This is a genomic window from Micrococcaceae bacterium Sec5.8 (genome assembly GCA_039636775.1).
In the GTDB taxonomy this organism is placed as follows: domain Bacteria; phylum Actinomycetota; class Actinomycetes; order Actinomycetales; family Micrococcaceae; genus Arthrobacter.
Window position 1 is genome coordinate 1,548,607 of the sequence record CP143429.1, and the last position, 19,348, is coordinate 1,567,954.

20 protein-coding genes, 6 tRNA genes and 1 riboswitch are annotated in these 19,348 nt (G+C 66.9%); of the genes, 14 read left to right on the plus strand and 12 right to left on the minus strand.

Features of this window, described 5'->3' with window-relative positions; genetic code table 11:
* Nucleotides 1-171: 171 nt before the first annotated feature.
* Both msrB and VUN84_07045 read right to left on the minus strand, forming a co-directional pair.
* Complete coding sequence (msrB, locus tag VUN84_07040; GenBank protein ID XAS65401.1) at nt 172-672, minus strand: peptide-methionine (R)-S-oxide reductase MsrB; 501 nt, start codon at nt 670-672, stop codon at nt 172-174.
* 14 nt (nt 673-686) lie between these two features.
* Nucleotides 687-1,175: a hypothetical protein gene (locus VUN84_07045; GenBank protein XAS65402.1), complete on the minus strand. Its 489-nt coding sequence runs from the start codon at nt 1,173-1,175 to the stop codon at nt 687-689.
* A gap of 124 nt (nt 1,176-1,299) precedes the next feature.
* Here VUN84_07045 and VUN84_07050 point away from each other — a divergent pair, with 124 nt between their 5' ends.
* Nucleotides 1,300-2,685 (plus strand): alpha/beta fold hydrolase, encoded by a 1,386-nt coding sequence (locus VUN84_07050; protein XAS65403.1) that lies wholly within the window; start codon nt 1,300-1,302, stop codon nt 2,683-2,685.
* Between the two features lie 110 nt (nt 2,686-2,795).
* Here VUN84_07050 and ybaK read toward each other — a convergent pair whose 3' ends face one another.
* Genes ybaK through VUN84_07065 form a run of 3 tightly spaced genes read right to left on the minus strand, consistent with a single transcriptional unit; the run spans nt 2,796 to nt 4,752 of the window.
* Nucleotides 2,796-3,293 (minus strand): Cys-tRNA(Pro) deacylase, encoded by a 498-nt coding sequence (ybaK, locus tag VUN84_07055; protein ID XAS65404.1) that lies wholly within the window; start codon nt 3,291-3,293, stop codon nt 2,796-2,798.
* A gap of 24 nt (nt 3,294-3,317) precedes the next feature.
* Entirely contained in the window at nt 3,318-3,776 is a 459-nt protein-coding gene (locus tag VUN84_07060; protein XAS65405.1) for a SufE family protein, read from the minus strand.
* Nucleotides 3,777-3,834: 58 nt separating this feature from the next.
* On the minus strand, nt 3,835-4,752 hold the full coding sequence (locus VUN84_07065) for a sulfurtransferase (protein XAS65406.1): 918 nt from the start codon (nt 4,750-4,752) through the stop codon (nt 3,835-3,837).
* Nucleotides 4,753-4,983: 231 nt separating this feature from the next.
* Between VUN84_07065 and zapE the strand changes: the two genes are divergently transcribed.
* Entirely contained in the window at nt 4,984-6,021 is a 1,038-nt protein-coding gene (gene zapE, locus VUN84_07070; protein ID XAS65407.1) for a cell division protein ZapE, read from the plus strand.
* A gap of 109 nt (nt 6,022-6,130) precedes the next feature.
* Here the strand turns inward: zapE and VUN84_07075 are convergent, their stop codons facing one another.
* The 6 genes from VUN84_07075 to VUN84_07100 form a co-directional block, all read right to left on the minus strand.
* Nucleotides 6,131-6,400: an antitoxin gene (locus VUN84_07075; protein XAS65408.1), complete on the minus strand. Its 270-nt coding sequence runs from the start codon at nt 6,398-6,400 to the stop codon at nt 6,131-6,133.
* Between the two features lie 175 nt (nt 6,401-6,575).
* Nucleotides 6,576-6,650, minus strand: a tRNA-Val gene (locus tag VUN84_07080).
* 42 nt (nt 6,651-6,692) lie between these two features.
* Nucleotides 6,693-6,765: transfer RNA gene (locus tag VUN84_07085), tRNA-Gly, on the minus strand.
* 59 nt (nt 6,766-6,824) lie between these two features.
* Nucleotides 6,825-6,896: transfer RNA gene (locus VUN84_07090), tRNA-Val, on the minus strand.
* A gap of 39 nt (nt 6,897-6,935) precedes the next feature.
* A tRNA-Cys gene (locus VUN84_07095) sits at nt 6,936-7,006 on the minus strand.
* 45 nt (nt 7,007-7,051) lie between these two features.
* Nucleotides 7,052-7,124, minus strand: a tRNA-Gly gene (locus tag VUN84_07100).
* A gap of 319 nt (nt 7,125-7,443) precedes the next feature.
* On the opposite strand from VUN84_07100, the gene VUN84_07105 reads away from it, so the two are divergent.
* Together VUN84_07105 and VUN84_07110 are read left to right on the plus strand one after the other, a co-directional pair.
* Nucleotides 7,444-7,515 (plus strand) — tRNA-Val (locus tag VUN84_07105).
* 106 nt (nt 7,516-7,621) lie between these two features.
* Nucleotides 7,622-8,470, plus strand: a complete 849-nt coding sequence (locus tag VUN84_07110) for a cytochrome (protein ID XAS65409.1) — start codon at nt 7,622-7,624, stop codon at nt 8,468-8,470.
* A gap of 175 nt (nt 8,471-8,645) precedes the next feature.
* Here the strand turns inward: VUN84_07110 and VUN84_07115 are convergent, their stop codons facing one another.
* Nucleotides 8,646-10,502: a DUF222 domain-containing protein gene (locus VUN84_07115; GenBank protein ID XAS65410.1), complete on the minus strand. Its 1,857-nt coding sequence runs from the start codon at nt 10,500-10,502 to the stop codon at nt 8,646-8,648.
* Between the two features lie 272 nt (nt 10,503-10,774).
* Between VUN84_07115 and def the strand changes: the two genes are divergently transcribed.
* From def to VUN84_07165, 10 genes are all read left to right on the plus strand, one after another.
* Entirely contained in the window at nt 10,775-11,371 is a 597-nt protein-coding gene (def, locus tag VUN84_07120) for a peptide deformylase (GenBank protein XAS65411.1), read from the plus strand.
* Nucleotides 11,368-12,288, plus strand: coding sequence for a methionyl-tRNA formyltransferase (gene fmt, locus VUN84_07125; protein ID XAS65412.1), 921 nt, complete (start codon nt 11,368-11,370; stop codon nt 12,286-12,288). The genes def and fmt overlap by 4 nt, the downstream gene beginning before the upstream one ends.
* Complete coding sequence (locus tag VUN84_07130) at nt 12,285-13,889, plus strand: transcription antitermination factor NusB (protein XAS65413.1); 1,605 nt, start codon at nt 12,285-12,287, stop codon at nt 13,887-13,889. Before fmt ends, VUN84_07130 begins: the two co-directional genes overlap by 4 nt.
* A gap of 73 nt (nt 13,890-13,962) precedes the next feature.
* Nucleotides 13,963-14,622 (plus strand): ribulose-phosphate 3-epimerase, encoded by a 660-nt coding sequence (gene rpe, locus VUN84_07135; GenBank protein XAS65414.1) that lies wholly within the window; start codon nt 13,963-13,965, stop codon nt 14,620-14,622.
* Between the two features lie 87 nt (nt 14,623-14,709).
* Nucleotides 14,710-14,860, plus strand: a riboswitch (FMN riboswitch).
* 154 nt (nt 14,861-15,014) lie between these two features.
* On the plus strand, nt 15,015-16,181 hold the full coding sequence (gene ribD / locus VUN84_07140; protein XAS65415.1) for a bifunctional diaminohydroxyphosphoribosylaminopyrimidine deaminase/5-amino-6-(5-phosphoribosylamino)uracil reductase RibD: 1,167 nt from the start codon (nt 15,015-15,017) through the stop codon (nt 16,179-16,181).
* Nucleotides 16,181-16,825 (plus strand): riboflavin synthase, encoded by a 645-nt coding sequence (locus tag VUN84_07145; protein XAS65416.1) that lies wholly within the window; start codon nt 16,181-16,183, stop codon nt 16,823-16,825. Before ribD ends, VUN84_07145 begins: the two co-directional genes overlap by 1 nt.
* Before the next feature lie 59 nt (nt 16,826-16,884).
* A complete protein-coding gene (gene ribB / locus VUN84_07150) occupies nt 16,885-17,559 on the plus strand; it encodes a 3,4-dihydroxy-2-butanone-4-phosphate synthase (GenBank protein ID XAS65788.1) in 675 nt (224 codons plus the stop codon).
* A gap of 13 nt (nt 17,560-17,572) precedes the next feature.
* The gene (gene ribA / locus VUN84_07155; protein XAS65417.1) at nt 17,573-18,271 is read left to right on the plus strand and encodes a GTP cyclohydrolase II; all 699 of its coding nucleotides are present in this window, start codon (nt 17,573-17,575) and stop codon (nt 18,269-18,271) included.
* Between the two features lie 92 nt (nt 18,272-18,363).
* On the plus strand, nt 18,364-18,849 hold the full coding sequence (gene ribH, locus VUN84_07160) for a 6,7-dimethyl-8-ribityllumazine synthase (GenBank protein XAS65418.1): 486 nt from the start codon (nt 18,364-18,366) through the stop codon (nt 18,847-18,849).
* Nucleotides 18,850-19,011: 162 nt separating this feature from the next.
* Complete coding sequence (locus VUN84_07165) at nt 19,012-19,275, plus strand: phosphoribosyl-ATP diphosphatase (GenBank protein ID XAS65419.1); 264 nt, start codon at nt 19,012-19,014, stop codon at nt 19,273-19,275.
* Nucleotides 19,276-19,348: the final 73 nt, after the last annotated feature.

Below are 19,348 nucleotides of genomic sequence, written 5' to 3' on the forward strand. Positions count from 1 at the left end.
GCGCCTTTCTGTGTGCTGGGAGCGTCGCTCGTCAGTAGCTGAAACGAGCGTAGCAAGCAAACAGAATCCCTAACGCAAAAATGGTGCGAGCATAAGAAAGTCTGGGGCAAGTCGACGGCGCAGCCTCATTCAGCTCCAGAGGCCGCAGGGCTGCGCCGAGACTTGCCGATACTACTGGCCGGCGTCGTCCGCGGAGACGAGCTTCAGCGAGACCGAATTTATGCAGAACCGCTGGTCGGTGGGTGTTCCGTAGCCTTCACCCTCGAACACATGGCCGAGGTGTGAGTCGCAATGGGCGCAGCGGACCTCGACCCGTTCCATGCCCAGGGTGCGGTCGTGGATATATCGGACCGTGCCGTCCGCGAGCGGAGCCCAGAAGGAGGGCCATCCGCAGTGCGAATCGAACTTTTCCCGGCTCGTGAAAAGCTCCGTACCGCAGGCACGGCATTGGTAGACGCCGGACGTATGGGTATCCCAGTACTCACCGGTGTAGGGCCGCTCGGTTCCGGCCTGGCGGAGCACCCGGTACTCCTCGGGAGTCAATTCCTGCCGCCATTGCTCGTCCGATTTTTCCACGGGCGGGTTGACGGGGTCCGCCTCGGACCCGAGCGCGCTTTCACGCGCGGGGGCCGGGACGGGCGGTACGTTTGGCCTGTTGCTAAAGATGCTCATAGCCTCACTAACGCTCAGGAGTCTCCGATAAATCCCGATCCGGCATAAAGATGCAGGACCGGCAGTCCCAGCTTGTCCTGTGCCTGCGTGGCCCAGTCAGTGTGGAACGTGTCCGCGACGGCGTGCGGGCGCGTAATCACCACGGCCTGCCCGGCGCCGAGTTCCTTGACCCGGTCCACCATCGCCTCGACGGGCCCGCCGTCGACGATCTCGCCGGTCACGCCGCTGCCGAGGCCGGCCAGCGCAGCGAGCGAGACCGCCAGCGTCTCGGCGGCCTCGGCGCGTTCTTCTGCGGGGTCGGAGTGTGCCGTCAGTTCACGGAAGGCCTTGGAGATTTGCAGCAGGGAGAGGTTCTCCAGGAAGTCCACCAGCAGGTGCCGCTCCGTGCTGGCCGGAACCAGGACCACGAGCGGTGCATCACCGCCGGCCAGCAGGGATTCGATGTTGACGCGGTCGTCCGCGCCGAGGGGCTCTTCTGTCAAAATGACGATTGGATCACTCATGCCACCAGCCTAGTCGTGCGGAGCCCGGGCGTGCGCCGCTGGCTGCGCACCGATCATGGTGCCCCGGAGGCTCCGGGTGCTGCCGGATGCCGCGGTCGGCGGAGAGTTCGGTAAGAATGGTGCCATGGCTTCCTCCCCCCGCCTCCTGCCGGATCCGCGCCGGATCACCGCCGTCCGTGGACAGGCCAGCCGCGCTCCCGCCACCGGCCCGGCCGTGGTATCGGTCAAGGGCAGCGCCAAATGGGCTCTCGCCGGGATCATCGGCGGAAGTGCTGCGGCGGGCCTGCTGGCCGCCGGTTCCTCCGCACTCGCCCTCTATTTCGCACGCCGCGTCATCACCCCGGCCAAGGTCAAGGAGGAGGACCAGGAAATCCTCGCGGTGATCCGCGGCGGGCACCGGCTCCAGGTCATCCTCGCCGCTACACCCGAGGCCACCGTGGAGGGCGTCTACGGATTGTTCTTCGACGGCGGCCGTGGGCACGCCCGCATCGGGCGCATCATCTCGTATTCCCCGGCGGAGCGGACGGTGCAGCGCGAGGTCGAGGCCGTCTACAGCGGCGACCTCAGCACGGCCCGCCGCGGCTACTGGAACGGAGCGGCGTATCCGGATCCTGCCAGTATCGGCGTGTCCGCAGAAGACGTGGACATCGACGTCGACGGCGGGTCCGCCCCCGCGTGGCTGGTCCGCGCGCCGCAGGAGTCCGGCGTCTGGGCCATCATGGTCCACGGCCGCGGCGCCAGCCGGCAGGAGTGCCTGCGGGCTGTACGGACTGCCCTGGACCTGGGCATGTCCAGCCTGCTGATCTCGTACCGCAATGACGGTCTCGCGCCCCTGGCGCAGGACGGCCGCTACGGCCTGGGTTCCACCGAATGGCGCGACGTTGAGGCTGCCATCGAATACGCCGTCGCCCACGGCGCCGGCGAAGTGGTGCTCTTTGGCTGGTCCATGGGCGGGGCCATTTGCCTCCAGACCGCCGACCTGTCCCGTCACCACACCCTGATCCGGGCCATGGTGCTGGACGCCCCGGTCATCAACTGGGTCAACGTGCTGGCGCACCACGCCGAACTTAACCGGATCCCGTCGGCGGTGGGCCGGTACGGACAGCTGATGATGAGCCACAAACTGGGCCGCCGGCTGACCGGCCTTGCCGCGCCCGTGGATCTCAAGGCGATGGACTGGGTCTCCAGGGCGGTGGAGCTGCGGACGCCCACGCTGATCGTCCATAGTGTCGACGACGAGTACGTCCCGTACGGCCCGTCTGCCGCATTGGCGGAAAAGAATCCGGACATGGTCACCTTTGAGACCTTCGACCGGGCCCGGCATACCAAAGAATGGAATGTGGATCCCGACCGCTGGGAGCGGCTGGTCTCAGCCTGGCTGGGGCGACAGCTCGCGCCGCGCCAGAATCCCGGCCAGTCCAATCCTGAGATCCCTGCGCCCGTGTCAGCCGCACACACTCCACCCGCGACTGCCTTGCCCGCGACCGAGGCGCCGGTTCCGCCGAGTTAACACTCCACGGCAAGGTCGGCCGACAACAGTGCCAATAACAGCATCCTCAACGGGGGACACCGCTGCGGGGGAACGCCGGACGGGTGCGCCGCGATGTTGGACCAAACCGGCTAGTTCCTGCCGGTACCAATCCGCGCCGTCGTGGCCTGGGTGAGCCGGATAAGTTCGGCCGGACTCAGCTCGACGTCCAGCCCGCGCCGCCCGCCCGAGACCAATATTGTGGCCAGGACCAGTGCGCTGTCATCTACCACAGTGGGGGAGGGGTGGCGTTGTCCGAGGGGCGAGATGCCGCCCAGCACGTAGCCGGTCCGGCGTTCTGCGATGGCCGGGTCCGCCATTGCCGCCTTCTTGCCGCCCAGGGCGGCGGCCATCGCCTTGAGATCGAGGTTGCCGCTCACCGGTACGACGCCGACGGCGAGGCGGCCGTCGACGTCGACCATCAGGGTCTTGAACACCCTTCCCGGATCGATGCCGAGTACCTCCGCAGCTTCCCGCCCGTAGCTGGCCGCCGCGGGGTCATGGCTGTAGGGATGGACGACAAAAGGAACCCCGGCGGCCGCCAATGCGGCGGTGGCCGGGGTTCCCTGTGACGCCTGCTTGCGTGCCATCGTACCGGGGGTGACCGGCGGCTGTCAGGACTGCTGCGGCAAGGCAGCGACCTTGCGCTTGATCCGGCCCAGCATCGCCGTCATCCCGCGCATCCGCAGCGGAGTGATGGCCCGGGTGAGGCCCAGCAGCTCGGGCATGTCATCCGGGACAGCCAGAATCTGCGCCGGGCTTAGACCGTCCAGACCTTCGTGCAACACGCTGGCGAAGCCGCGGGTGGTGGGGGCCTCCGGGGGCGCCTTGAAAAAGAGCCGGACGGCGCGGGCCGTGCCGCCGTCGGAAGGTTCCGTCTCAATGGTCAGGAACAGCGGTGACTGGCACTCCACCACCTGCTCCATCAGTTCCGGGTGGTCCTTGAGCCGGTCCGGGAGTTCCGGGAGTTCACGGGAGAACTCGAGCAGCAGCTGGAGCCGCTCGGGTTCGGTGACGGCCTGGAAGTCATCAACAATTTCCGCCAGGGCGGTGGGGAGGGCAGAAGTATTCATCACCTCCAGCTTACGCACGCGTGCCGGTTGTGTCCTGGCCGGGCCCGCAGATGCCGGGTTAGTCGGTGGCCGGGACCGTGCCGCGTTCGGTGCCCTTGACGATCGGGACGCGGACCGCATTGCCCCACTCGGTCCATGATCCGTCGTAGTTGCGGACAGAGTCGAAGCCCAGCAGGTACTTGAGCGCGAACCAGGTGTGGCTGGAACGTTCGCCGATGCGGCAGTATGCCACCACGTCGTCGCCCTTTTTCAGGCCGGCCTCGCCAAGGTACAGGGCTTCGAGTTCGGGACGGGTGCGGTAGGTGCCGTCCTCGGCAGCGGCCCGGGCCCAGGGAATGGAGGCCGCGGTGGGAATGTGGCCGCCGCGCAGGGCGCCCTCTTCAGGGTACGCCGGCATGTGCGTGCGCTGTCCGGTGTACTCCTCCGCAGAGCGGACGTCGATCAACGGTTTGCCGAAGTGGGCCAGGACGTCGTCCTTGAAGGCGCGGATGGGTGCGTCGTGGCGTTCGACGACGGGGTACTCACCCGGGGTGGGTGCGGGTTTGTCGGTGGTCAGGGCGCGGCCCTCGGCGATCCACTTGTCCCGTCCGCCGTCGAGCAGCCGGACGTCTGCGTGTCCGAACAGCTCGAAGACCCACAGGGCGTACGCCGCCCACCAGTTCGACTTGTCGCCGTAGATCACCACGGTGCTGTCGCGGGAGATTCCCTTGGTCGCGGCGAGGGCGGCAAAGGCTGCGCCGTCGACGTAGTCGCGGGTGACCTCATCGTTCAAATCCGTGTGCCAGTCGATCTTCGCCGCACCGGGTATGTGGCCCATCTCGTAGAGCAGAACGTCTTCGTCGGATTCCACCACCACGAGCTTGCCGTCGCTGAGGGCGCCGGACTCGATTGCGGCGGCCAGCCATTCCGTGGACACGAGGCGTTCGGGGTGGGCGTAGGCGGCGAACTTCTCGTTCTGCTCGACGGGGTAGGGCATGGAGGTGGCCTTTCACTGAAGCGGTCAGGAGGCCGGGCCGTCGAAGACAAAAATGCGGCGCCGGGCCTTCCTCCACCCTAGTCATGCGCCGTCGGGATTGTCCCGCGGGGTTCACAATGGGGAAATATGGCCTTGGTCACGTGCGGTTTACCCGGGCCTCCGGCCCCGACAGGGTCCCCGCGCTTTGCCGGTAGTCTTTTCAGGGACTAGAGACCAGCAGAACGGACCACCTTGGTACAGATCGAACAGCTCGCCGCCCGCACTCCGGCAGTGTCAGTGGATGAACTCCTCAACGGATTCTATCCGTCGCCGCGCTTTGGTGAGGTGTCGTTTTCCAGCTACCGGCCGGATCCGGCGCAATCCAGCCAGGCCGCTGCGGTCAGGGCGCTTGAGGGTTTCGCGGCAAACGTCGGTGCGGGCGACGGCGACGGGCTTTTCAAACGTTTCTTCGGCAAGAAGGACACCTCACGCGCCGGGATCTACCTTGACGGCGGCTTCGGTGTTGGCAAGACGCACCTGCTGGCTTCCCTGTGGCATGCCGCCCCGGGTCCCAAGGCATTCGGTACGTTCGTGGAATACACCAACCTGGTGGGGGCGCTGTCCTTCCGCAAAACAGTTGAGGCGCTGAGCCACTACAAACTGGTCTGCATCGACGAATTCGAACTCGATGATCCGGGCGACACCGTCCTGATGTCCCGGCTTATGCGCGAACTGGCCGACGCCGGCGTCAAACTCGCGGCCACCTCCAACACCCTGCCGGGTTCCCTCGGCGACGGCCGCTTTGCCGCCGTCGACTTTGCCCGGGAGATCCAGGTGCTGGCGGACCAGTTCGACGTCGTCCGCATCGACGGCGAGGACTTCCGTCACCGCGGACTGCCCGCGGCGCCGCTGCCGCTGGCGAATGATCAGTTGACCCACCACATGCAGAATGAGTTTCACGGCAAGACCGTGGCGCGCGATGAATTCAGTACGCTGATCAATCATCTGGCCGGCGTCCACCCCAGCCGTTACCGCCAGATGCTGGACGGAATCGAGGGCGTGGTCTGGAAGAACGTGCACACCATCACCGAGCAGGCCGTGGCACTGCGGTTCGTGGTGCTCGCGGACCGTCTTTACGACAAAGACGTACCCATCCTGGCCAGCGGTGTGCCGTTCGACCAGCTCTTCACCGAGGAAATGATGACCGGCGGATACATGAAGAAATACTTCCGCGCCGTATCGAGGCTCACTGCCTTGGCCCGCGAGGGCCAGAACCACGAGGCGTCCTGACGTTCCCGCGCTGCTTCTTTGAATGCCGCTCAGGGTCGGCCGGCGTTTAAATGCCGGAGGTGCCGGCGCCGCCTCTCGGCGGGACCGGCACCTCGCTGACGCATCTGGGTCAGAGGCCTGGCTGGCGGGGTTCCCCGGCTACGGGGGGTTCACCGGCTCCGGGAGTCTGATCGGCGACCGGGGCCGTGTTCGGCCGGTCGTTCGCTTTCTCCACGAAGCCGGAAGCGCCCCGCTGCACGGCATCTATCTTGCTGGCATGCTTTCCGCCGGTCTTAGAATCGACGAAATCACCGGCCTTTTGGATGCCGTCCTTGATGGCTTGTTCGTTGCCACCAATGATGTGCTGAGCCTTGCCCTTTAGATCGTCAAGTAAACCCACGGGCACCTCCCTTCGGTCGCGGAGCCAGATCGCTCCTAGCGCTATCAACCCTAGCGTGGGGCGGCAGGAGAGCCAAGGGTGTCCGCCCACAGGGTAATGAGGGGCGGGGCCGGACATCCGGCGTCCGGTACCGGTGGGGCATAGAAAAAAAGCAGCTCCGGTGGAGCTGCTTTCGTGGTGGGCGATACTGGGATCGAACCAGTGACCTCTTCCGTGTCAGGGAAGCGCGCTACCGCTGCGCCAATCGCCCGCAACCGGAAGGATCCGGAGTGGATTTGTAGGTAAATAAGAGAGCGGACGACGAGATTCGAACTCGCGACATCCACCTTGGCAAGGTGGTGCTCTACCAGCTGAGCTACGTCCGCATTTTGTTCCATGCCGGCCGGGCCGGTGGTACTGCAACAAGCAAGTTACCTTGCTTTAGTGGGCGATACTGGGATCGAACCAGTGACCTCTTCCGTGTCAGGGAAGCGCGCTACCGCTGCGCCAATCGCCCCTTGCATCCGACAGAAGCCGGAAACCAGGGTTTTCACCGAGGTGGGTACGGGATTCGAACCCGTGTATACGGCTTTGCAGGCCGCTGCCTCGCCTCTCGGCCAACCCACCGTGTAAGTAGGATTCCGGAGAACCCTACCGTGACAGTGTCCTGCGAGCGGACGACGAGATTCGAACTCGCGACATCCACCTTGGCAAGGTGGTGCTCTACCAGCTGAGCTACGTCCGCAGTATTGTCTGCAATTCGCTGCCACAATCGGCATTTCCTCGCGTTCCAACGAGTAAGAACTCTATAGGAGGTTCAGGGAACTTACAAATCGCACCAGCGCCGTCGCCTCCGTTGGTGCCTGCATCCTTGTGTTCTAGGGGTTTTCTCTAATTACAGCCGTGTAATTTCGTCTGCGTTTTCTTCTGCGGCTGGCGCGGGCCCGGCGCCGCGGCTGCGGACGCTACGCCGGCTCCAGTGGCTCAGTGCGGTTCCGGCTGGTTCCCGCGGCGGGCTCGATTTCTCAATTGCGCCGGGTGTGGGCTAGCATTCAATGGCATTGGGGCGATTGGCGCAGTGGTAGCGCGCTTCGTTCACACCGAAGAGGTCACTGGTTCGAACCCAGTATCGCCCACCCAATTCATGGTCCGTTCCGCTCACTGAGCGGAACGGACCATTGTTTTTGCACTGTGTTTTTACTGTGTTTTTCCACTGTCACACCCCCGTGAAAGAGTTTTGCCATGACCGCCCCACTTCTTGCCCACGCCACGGACTACGGCCGGATGTATGCGCGCTCCACGTCAGAGCAGTTCTCCGTACCCTCCATCACCACGGTGATCGGGCAGCAGCCCCACGGGTTGGACGGCTGGTTCGGGTACATGGGAGCGAACAGCCTGGCCCAGGATCCAACGCTTCCTGGCATCCTCGGCAGTCCTGCGAAAGTCCGCCAGGCGGTGAGTCGAGCGGCTAAAGCAGCGGAGACCTACCGTGACGATGCCGCGAAGCGCGGTGACCGGGTGCATAACTACTGTGAGCAAGTTGCGCTGCGGGCTCTTGGCCGTCCGCACCACATGAAGGAAACCCGGGAGGCCCTGGCCGCCAACGGAGAAGAAGCTTTTGCTGCGCGTTTCGACGAGTGGTGGGAGCTTTTCCAGGTGGAGCCGATCGCACCGGAAATCACGGTCTGGAATAAGACCGTCGGCTATGCCGGCACCCTTGACCTCGTGGCCAAGATCAACGGCCGGACCTGCCTGATCGACTACAAGACCAAGGGCACCAGCCGGGACGGCACGGTTAAACCGTTGGATGACAAGGTGGTTATGCAGCTCGTGGCCGGCATGAAGGCCGAGGAAAGCCTGGTGGATCCGGTGGCAGGGGAATGGGAAGCCTGGCAGCACGGCGAATCGCCAATTCTGCTGGCCGTTGCCATCGGACAAACGGAGGTGCGGCCGCTGCGGGCCAACCCCGAAGTCCTGAAACACCACTGGTGGAAGTTCTGCGCCCTGCGCCGGGTCTGGGAGATGTCTGCGGACACCACAGCCGCCGGAACCGCTTTGCTCCCGCTGCTGCCGCCGCCCATCAACCGCTAAGTACCGCCAAACAACTATCACGCAGGGCCGGGCGCCGGGGCCGTCGCGGGGGACCGTCGCCGGTCAAGCCTTGGTACTCATTCATCTTCTTCAGGCCCAAGCCGGCGCGTTCGCCGCCCGGCGTGTCAGGCCAACCCCCGATTCAGCGTTACATCCGACACCCCCACGGAGTTACCTAGCGAACGTCGTTAGCTGGCGGTGGTGAGGGGTGCGGGTGGAAGTAGTGGTTTCGTTGGGGTTTTTGGCGTGGGTCGACGTGGGGTGGGGGGATGAACCAGGGGATGCCGGTGCGGAGGTGGATGGTCCAGTGTTCTTTGTGGATGATGTGGTGGTGGTGTGAGCACAGCAGGACTCCGTTGTCTGTGCCGGTGGTTCCCCCGCGGGACCAGTAGGTGATGTGGTGCGCTTCGCACCAGGGGGCCGGGATGGTGCAGCCGGGGAAGGCGCATCCTTGGTCGCGGGCGGTGAGGGCTTTGCGGATGTGCGGCGGGAAGATCCGGGTGGCCCGGCCGATGTCCAGGACCCGGCCTTCGCTGCCGAGCAGGACCGGGATGATGTCCGCGTCGCAGGCGATCTTCCGTGCGGTCGAGGCGGTGACGGGCCCGGTGAACAGCATCGCCCCCGTATGCGCCGGTGTTCCTGCGGAGGGGGAGCCGTTCGTGCACTCAGTGCCGTTGAGGGGTTCGGGGCCGTTGCCGGGTTCGTCGGTCCGGCGCAGGCGGGCCAGGAGGTCGCGGTAGTCGATGGTGACCATGACCTGGGGCCGCAGCCCGCCGGTGGCGGGCAGCAGCCCGGTGGTGAGCGCTGCTTTGCAGGCACCTACGAGCCCGTCGAGGTGTTTCTGCGGCCGTGAGCGCAAATCCAGCACAACACCGCCGCCACCACCGTCGCAGGCGCCATTACCGGTGCTGGTGCTGGTGGTGGTGCCTGGGAGTGCCCAGTCCAGGGTGCTGCCGGCCGGGCAGGCGGGGGCGGTGGTGGTCGGTGGTGTGGCCGGGGTGCGGGGGTTCGTGGCGGTGTTCATGACCGTGAGGAGGTGTTCGAATTGTTCGGTGGTCGCGAAGATTTCCAGGTGTTGGAGTCCGTGGCGGGGTTTGCGGATGAACAGGCCCTGGAGTTGGCGCAGGAGCTCCTCGGAGGGTTCGGCGCCGTCTTGATCGATCGCGTCCATCCAGCTCCGGGCGACGCGGGCGAGGAAGTCGGGGTCGTTCTCGGCCGCCGTTTGGGTCAGGGCGTGTTCCATCCGGTCCCGGGTGTCCGTGTCGCAGAGGTGCCGTACCCGGTCCAGGGCCAGGCTGATGGTGCCCGCGGGCCGGGACGCGATGGTCCCGGCAGCGACCGCGGCACCGAGTTCGGCGTGCACGGCAGGTAAGGGTTCCCCGGTGAAGCCCTGCCGGGGCAGCAGGTCCCCGGACAGGGACAGCCGGCGCCGGGCCTCCGCGGCGCTGATCCGCAACCGGGCCCGCAGGAACTCCCCGGTGTTCCGGTACCCGTCATCCACACCACACCCGTCGCCGGCAACAACCCCGGCCGCGCCCGCGTCCCCACCCGGGCCGGCTGGGCGGGGCGGGCCAGCAACCCCGGTCCAGCCGGCCGGGCCGGCTGGACTTGGCGAGCCAGCAACCCCGGCCGAGTCAGCCGGGCCGGCCGCGAATGCTGCGGCCGTGGCCGTGCCGGGGGAGCATGGGGTTTCGCGCCAGCCGGTAGTCCAGGAACTTGCCCGCTTCGCGGCGGTTGCCGCGGACTGCTTCCGGGTCCGGTCCACGGCGGCGGCCGCCACGAGCTGCAGGTACTCCACGACCCGGGAGGCTTCCTCCACCGTCCCGGCGAAATCAGACGCGGCCTGGAACCCCAGCAACGCCGCGTCCCCGACCGCCGTCAAACTCACAGCCCTAAGCGTGGCGAGGGCCTCACCCACGCCGGACTGCCCGGCCGGATCCGGTGTCCCGGACCCGGCAGCACCGCAGTTTGTGCCGGGCTCCGCGCCCCGGCCCAAGTCCTGAAACTCGATGAAATCCCTGATGACTTCCACACGTTTATTGTCTCTCGGGGCTACGACAATAAACCGATCCCGTCCTCAGCCCACCGAAGTGAGCCAGAGGTTCTTTGCCGCCCGCGCCCGAACCGGCGCCCGGCGCCCGAACCGGCGCCCCGCGCCCGAACCGGCGCCCCGCGCCCGGGCGCCTCCAGTGGAACCTTAAACGGCCGGCCCGCTCCAATTCCCGGGTGCGTCCTGCCCGGTGTCCGGCGTGCAACTAAACTGGACTGGATCCCATCGCCGCCCACTCTAAGGACAGATTGCACATGGCCATTTTGAATATCCGCATCATCGGCGATCCTGTGCTGCGCACAGTTGCCGATCCCGTGACGGATTTCGGGCCTGAGCTGGCGAAGCTTGTTGCCGATATGACCGAAACCATGGAGGACGTGGACGGCGCAGGTTTGGCCGCGCCCCAGGTCGGAGTCAGCCAGCGGGTTTTCACCTACCGCATTCGTGGCGTCGAGGGGCACATCATCAACCCGGTGCTGGAAAACAGCGAGGACTTCCAGCCGGACGAAGTGGAGGGCTGCCTCTCCATTCCCGGCCTCGGCTTCCCCGTCCGCCGGCACCGGCTCACCCGCGTCACCGGCGTGGACATGCACGGTAACCCCGTTGAAGTGGAAGGCGAAGGCATGTTGGCGCGGGCGTTCCAGCATGAAACGGACCACCTCAACGGCGTTCTCTTCACGGACCGGCTGGAAGGTGAGGACCGGAAGGCTGCACTGCGCGCCATCCGGAACGCCAACTACGACTCAATTACCGAGCAGACGACGGCGAAACGCGCCCGGACGGTCGGCACGAGCTTCGGCTCCGGCACGTCGGGGGCGGGAAGCGTCGGCTCCTTCGGTAACACCCCGTGAGGGTTCTCTTCGCCGGGACGCCTGCTGTGGCCGTTCCGTCCCTGGACGCGCTGGTTGCCGCCGGATTCGACGTCGTCGCCGTCCTGACCCGGCCGGATGCGCCGATTGGACGCAAACGGGTGCTGGCGCCGTCGCCCGTTGCGGCCCGGGCCGCGGAGTTGGGCATCAGAATCATCCATGCCTCGAAGGTCGACGCCGCGGTGACAGCCGAGATCGCAGCCGCTGCTCCCGACGCAGCCGCCATCGTGGCCTACGGCGGGCTTATTCCTCGGCCAGCCCTGGATGTTCCGCCCCACGGCTGGATCAATCTGCACTTTTCACTGCTGCCGGCCTGGCGGGGCGCTGCGCCTGTGCAGCGGTCTCTGATCGCCGGAGACGATGTCACCGGCGCTGTCACCTTTCTCTTGGAAGAGGGGCTGGACACCGGGCCGGTGTACGGCACGCTGACTGAGGCGGTCAGGCCCGACGACACCGCGGGCGCTCTGCTGGAGCGCTTGTCCCACACCGGTGCGGTGCTGCTGACCCAGACGCTGTCCGCGGTCGACGCCGGCAAGGCCGCCGCTGTGCCGCAACTGGGCGAGGTCAGCGTGGCCCCGAAACTCACTCTTGAGGACGGCCGGCTGGACTGGCAGCAGCCCGCCCTGGCGATAGGGCGTCGCGCCCGTGGGGTCACACCCGAACCCGGTGCGTGGACCACCCTGGACGGCCAGCGGATCAAGCTGGAACCGGTCGTTTTGCGACCGGGTGGGCCGGGGCTGGAACCCGGGCAGCTTGGCCTGGACGGCAAGAGCGTGCTGGTGGGAACCGGCTCACACCCGGTGGAACTTACCCGGATCCAGCCAGCAGGCAAAAAAATGATGGCCGCCGCCGACTGGGCGCGCGGACAGTCAACCCTTGAAAGCGTGGTGTTCGAATGAGCGAGTCCGGGACGAGCGGCCGGGGCAACGGCCCCAAACGCGGCGGGTCAAGCGGTCAGCGCGGTGCCGGCGGAGCGGCCGGACAGGGCGGCGGCGGCCGGGATGGCAGCTTTCGCAACGCGCAGGGCCGGGAACGCAACCGCGGACCACAGCGCGGTTTCACCGAAAACGCCCCCTCCCAGCGCACCCGCAGGGCTGATCCCGCCCGGCTGGTAGCCTTCGAAGTTTTGCGTGCCGTCGCGGCCGAGGACGCCTACGCCAACCTCGTCCTGCCCGCCCGTATCCGGCACCACGGACTGGACAAACGCGACGCCGGCTTCGCTACGGAACTAAGCTACGGCGCGCTGCGCGGCCAAGGAACTTACGACGCCGTTCTGGCCCGCTGCGTGGACCGGCCGCTGGATCAGTTGGATCCGGCTGTCCTCGACGCGCTCCGGATCGGCGCCCACCAGCTGCTGGCCATGCGCGTGCCCGCCCACGCTGCTTTGGATCAGACCGTCGGCCTGGCCCGCGCGGTGATTGGCGCCGGCCCGTCGGCTCTCATTAATGCTGTGCTGCGCAAGGTGTCCGCCCATACCCTCGAGGAGTGGCTGGACCTGCTGCTGGCCGAAGAGACGGACGAAACCACCAAAGCCGCCATCCGCTACGCGCACCCGGAATGGATCGTCCGGGCGCTGAGGCAGTCCCTGGTGGCCCACGGCCGTCCGGTCAGCGAAATCAGTGATCTTCTGGAGGCGGACAACGCCGCGCCTGTGGTCAACCTTGTTGCGCTGCCCGGACTCGGGAGCCTGGCGGAGGCCCTGGACGGCGGTGCCACGCCCGGCGAACTCGTCGAAGGTTCTGCGCTCTCCAGCGGCGGTGACCTCGGCAGGCTCACGTCCGTCCGCGAGGGCACCACCCGCGTCCAGGACGTCGGCTCACAGCTTGTGGCCCGCGCCCTGGCGGCTGTGGACCTCCGTGCCAGTGCCGGAGTGAGTGCCGGCACCGGCACGGACCCGGCCGCCGAGCGCTGGCTGGACATGTGCGCCGGCCCGGGAGGTAAGGCTGCGCTGCTCGGCGCCCTCGCCCGGGAACAGGGCGCCACGCTGTTGGCCAACGAGCCCGCACCGCACCGGGCCAAACTGGTCCGGCAGGCGCTTGCGGCTGTGCCGCACGAGGTCTGGCATGTGCGGACCGGCGACGGCCGCGATGTGGGCACGGAGATGCCGGAGAGTTTCGACCGTGTGCTCGTCGATGCACCCTGTACCGGGCTTGGCGCACTGCGCCGCCGCCCGGAGTCCCGGTGGCGCCGGACTCCCAAGGACTTGACGGACCTTGGTCCGCTCCAGCGTGAGCTGCTCAAGTCCGCACTGGCGGCCGTGAAGCCCGGCGGTGTGGTGGCCTACGTGACCTGCTCACCGCACCCGGCGGAAACTACCGCCGTCGTCAGCGATGTGCTGCGCAAACGCGAGGACCTGGAATTGCTCGATGCCGGGTCTGTGCTGGACAGCGTCAGCCTCACCGGCCATCTCGAAGCCGGTCACGAGCTCACCGCCCAGCTCTGGCCGCACGTGCACCGGACGGACGCCATGTTCCTGGCGCTCATCCACAAAAAGGCCTGATGGCGAGTGAATACTGAACCCTGAACGTCCGCGACCTCGCTGGATATCTCAGCAGAAAGACAAGGAATTTCCCATGGCCAAGTGCTGTATCAACCCGAGCATTCTCTCCGCCGACTTCGCCAACCTCGAATCCGAACTCCGCAGAATTGCCACTGCGGATGCGGTGCATGTCGATGTCATGGACAACCACTTTGTGCCGAATCTCTCGCTCGGGTTGCCCGTGGTGGCGCGCCTGCAGGAGATCAGCCCGGTGCCGCTGGATGCCCATCTCATGATCGAGCACGCGGACCGCTGGGCTCCCGCTTACGCCGACGCCGGGGTTGCCTCCGTGACGTTCCACGCCGAGGCGTCCAACGCACCAATCAAGCTCGCGCGGGAGCTCCGGGCCCGCGGTGCCAAGGCGGGCCTGGCCCTGCGGCCGGGCAGTGCCGTGGAGCCGTTCCTGGATATGCTCGGCGAGCTGGACATGCTGCTGATCATGACCGTGGAGCCGGGCTTTGGCGGCCAGGAATTCCTTGACCTCACGCTGCCGAAGATCCGCCGGGCCCGCGCAGCCATTGACGCGTCCGGTCTGGACGTGGCGCTGCAGGTCGACGGCGGTATCACCGAGGACACCATCTGGCGTGCCGCGGACGCCGGTGCCAACGTCTTTGTGGCCGGCTCTGCGGTCTATGGTGCCGAGGATCCGGCCGAGGCAATCGGAAGGCTCCGTGCTGCCGGCCAGCGCCGGTAGCGCTACTCCGACAGGACGCCTGCCGCAACATCAGGCAGAGGGGAATAGCCAACGCTGCCCCACAGTTGTGCCAGAATAGCAACACACATACGTGCTCCGGGGTCGGTGTAAGTCCGAACCGGCGGTTATAGTCCGCGACCCGCGAGCCGGCGCCTCCCTCGGGAGGACTGCCGGCAGACGGTTGAACCGGTGGAACTCCGGTACCGACAGTTAAAGTCTGGATGAGAGAAGCACGTACAGCTGTTACTGCGGTGCCCTCGCGGCGCCGCGGAAGTTCGCTGTCGTATACCCCGGGGCCATCGCGGCTTTTGCGGGAAGGAACGACACGCACTTATGTACTCTTTGCGATGGCTCTTCACCTCCAGGGTGTCCGAACATCCGGTGGCAGGTTGATGAGCAGCAAAAACTCGACCCCTGGGGCTGGCAACGAGTCCGCTGCGCTGGCGGATGCCACGTTCAGCCCGGCCGAGGCCGCCGCCATGAACGCGGCCCTCGCCGCTGCCCTGCAGGGTCCGCGCGGTGCGAACCCGCTGGTTGGCGCCGTGGTGATCGCCGCTGACGGAACCGGGATCGCCACCGGTTACCACCGGGGTGCGGGCACCGCCCACGCGGAAGCCGACGCTATCGATCGCGCCGCGGCCGCCGGCCACAACCTCGCCGGCGCCACCATGGTGGTCACACTGGAACCGTGCAACCACTGCGGGCGCACAGGTCCCTGCGCGCAGGCCATCATCGAGGCCGGCATCACGGACGTTATCTACGCTGTGGACGATCCGCACGATCCCGCGGCGGGCGGCGCCGCCACCCTCCGCGCCGCGGGCGTCCGTGTCCGCTCCGGACTTGGCGCCAGCTCCGCACTGGAGATGAACCGGCGCTGGTTCGACGCCGTCGCAGCCTCGCGGCCGTTTGTCACCCTGCACATCGCCCAGACCCTCGACAGCCGCATCGCCGCCAGCGACGGCACCAGCCAGTGGATTTCCAGCCCGGAATCGCTTGCCGACAACCACGCCCTGCGTGGCCGGATCGACGCGATCCTGGTTGGAACCCAGACGGTCCTGGTCGACAATCCCCGGCTCACGGCCCGCGGTGCCGACGGCAAACCCACCGGCAGCCAGCCACTGCGCGTCGTGATGGGCTACCGGGGGATTCCCGACGGCGCCGCCATTCACGGTGCCGACGGTAAAGTCCTGCACCTGCCTACGCGGAATCCCCGGGAGGCGCTGGAGGAGCTGTTCTCTGCCGGCGTCCGCCACCTCATGGTGGAAGGCGGCTCCCGGATCCTCAGCGCCTTCCTTGCCGCCGGGCTTGTGGACGAACTCATCGTTTACCTTGCCCCGACCCTTCTGGGTTCCGGAACCCCCGCACTTGAGGACCTCGGCATCACCACCCTGGCCAACGCCCAGCAGTGGGAGTGGGATGCCGCCGCCGGCGGGGCCGTGCAAATGCTGGGCCGCGACCTTCGCCTGCACTTGCGTCCCGTCCCCGCAGCGCCCACCAAGACCCCAGCCGTTTCAACCCCGTCCCGCCCAGGCGCGGACACTGCCGCAGGAGGCAATTGATGTTTACCGGAATTATCGCCGAACAGGGACAGGTGCTGTCCGTTGACCGCCACGGTGACGTCAGCGCCACCGTCCGGCTTCACGCGCCCGGCAGCACCGAGGGACTGGCCCTCGGCGGCTCCATCGCCGTCAACGGCGTCTGCCTCACAGCCACGGCAATCGACGGCAAGGACGTCACCGTCGACGTCATGGGCGAGACTCTCACCCGCAGCACCATCGGCGAACTCATTGCCGGCGCCCCCGTCAACCTCGAACGCTGCGTTCAGGCCGGCGGACGGCTCGACGGGCACGTCGTCCAGGGCCACGTGGACGGCGTCGGGCAGCTGCTCGAGCGGGAGGCGCTGGGCAACTGGGACCGGCTCCGGTTCGGCGTTCCCACCGGACTGGCCCGCTACATTGCGGAGAAGGGATCCATCGCCGTCGACGGCGTCTCGTTGACCGTGACGGCGGTGAGCCCGGCAGCCGAACCGGCGCCGTGGTTTGAAGTAGGGCTGATCCCCACCACCCTCGCCGAGACCGGGCTCGGCGCGAAGACCCCCGGCAGCCGGGTGAATCTCGAGGTGGACGTCCTGGCGAAGTACACTGAGCGTCTGCTCGCATTTTCAGCCGGAGGAGCAACAGGGGCGAAGGGGGCAGCAGCGTGAACAACGTCAAGGACATCCCTGCCCGCCACGCACTTCTCACCAACGCCGCCGACACCGCGCTGCCCGCCGGGGCGGCATCCGGTGCCGTCATTCCGCCGACGGGCCTGGACCTGGTCGAGGACGCCGTCCGTGCCATTGCCGCCGGTCGGCCGGTTCTGGTGGTGGACAACGAGGACCGCGAAAATGAGGGCGACATCATCTTCGCCGCCCAGCACGCCACGCCGGCACTGATGGGCTGGACCATCAGGTACAGCTCGGGCGTCATCTGCGTACCTCTCGACGCCGGACGCGCCGACGCCCTCGCGCTGCCCCCCATGGTCGCTATCAACCAGGATGCCAAAGGCACGGCCTACACCGTGTCCTGCGACGCCGCCCATGGCGTCAGCACCGGCATCTCGGCGACCGACCGCGCCCTCACAGCCCGGGTCCTCGCCGATCCGGCCAGCCAGCCGCCGGCGCTGACCCGCCCCGGGCATGTTTTTCCGCTCCGCGCCGTTAAGGGGGGAGTGCGGGAACGTCCCGGCCACACCGAAGCGGCTGTGGAATTGTGCCGGCTGGCCGGACTCCAGCCCGTGGGCGTGATTGCAGAAGTGGTGTACGACAACGGAGAAATGATGCGGGTTGACGGACTGCGCGGCTTTGCCGCCGAGCACGGCTGCCCGCTGATCTCGATTGCGGATCTGGTGGCATACCTCGACGCCGGCGAACCCGGCACTGCAACTGATCCCGTGTGATGGAGGAGAAAAGATGACCACGTCGGAAGCTCAAGAACACCGGTCGGCCGAACGCCGGCCGCACCCGGTCACCGCTGGACCGATCGTCCAGCTGCCCACTGCCTTCGGAGACTTCGTGGCGCAGGCCTGGACCGACCTCGCCACCGGTGCCGAGCACCTGGCGGTCAGCTCGCCGCTGCCGCCGATCGAAGGACTGGCGCCGCTGGTCCGTCTCCATTCGGAGTGCCTCACCGGTGACGTGTTCGGATCCTACCGCTGCGACTGCGGTGAACAGCTCGCCTACGCGCTGGAAATGATCAACGAGTTCGGCGGGACACTGTTGTACCTGCGCGGCCAGGAGGGACGCGGAATTGGCCTGGCCAACAAGATGAAGGCGTACGCGCTGCAGGAGGCCGGCTTCGATACGGTGGAGGCCAACGAACAGCTTGGCCTGCCGGTGGACGCCCGCAGCTACCAGGCAGCAGCCCAGATCCTCGCCGACATGGGACTCCACGAAGTCCGCCTGCTGAGCAACAACCCGGACAAGCAGGACCGGCTGGCACAGGCCGGCGTCCGGGTGACCGAAATGGTGCCCACCGAGGTTCCATCCCGCGAGCAGAACATCCGGTACCTGCAGACCAAGAAGGACCGGATGGACCACCGCCTGGTTCTGGACATGGAACCTGTTGCTCCGGCTGCCGGCGCGCTTGGATTCGACCCGGCCACGGAATAAGCCAACCCCCGAAAAAGCTGACCAACGGCCCGCACCGGACGGGCTGAGCTTTCGACCCGCATACGACGACTACGCAGAACAAGGACACCCCCATGAGCGGCCACGGCGCACCACAGATTGACCTGAGCACTTTCAAGCCCGAAGAGACCTCCCAGCTGAACCTGGCCATCGTGGCCGCGAGCTGGCACACCCAGATCATGGACGGGCTCCTGGACGGTGCACTGCGCGCGGCCAAAGATGCCGGCATCACCGAACCGACCGTCCTCCGGGTCCCCGGTACCTTTGAACTCCCCGTCGCGGCCGCCCGGCTGGCGCCGCACTTCGACGCCGTCGTGGCACTCGGTGTCGTCATCCGCGGCGGAACCCCGCACTTCGAGTACGTCTGCGAGGCGGCCACGCTGGGCCTCACCGAGGTCTCCGTCCGCACCGGCGTCCCCGTCGGCTTCGGCGTCCTGACCTGCGACACCGAGCAGCAGGGCATTGACCGTGCCGGCCTGCCGGGCTCCACTGAGGACAAGGGCCACGAGGCCGTTACGGCCGCCCTGGCCACTGCCGTCACGCTGAAGCAGTTCCGTTAGGCCCGTGGACGGTGGCCCGTGGACAACGGTCCCGGAGGGAGGGCCCTGCCGTGTTCCGCGCAACGCACGGCAGGGCCCTTTCCTGTGTAATCGCTCACATCGTTGCCGTCACGGAACGCCCCGGCGGGCGCCCGCCGCCCGCGAGCAAGTAGGCTTGAGGGCGTGAAGAATTTCGAATCGCTGTTCGCAGAACTGAGTGAGAAGGCCGCCGTCCGTCCGGAGGGCTCCCGCACCGTCGCCGAACTGGATTCCGGAGTCCACGGCATCGGCAAGAAAGTCGTGGAGGAAGCAGCCGAGGTCTGGATGGCTGCCGAGTATGAATCCGACGAAGCCACCGCCGAAGAAATATCGCAGCTGCTTTATCACCTGCAGGTCCTGATGCTCGCCAAAGGACTCAGCCTGGAAGACGTCTACAAGCATCTCTAGCCACGTCCCCGCCGGAATCCAACAGGGCCTGCCCCGACACCCGGCGACCGCGTGGCCCGCTTTGGCCTGTACT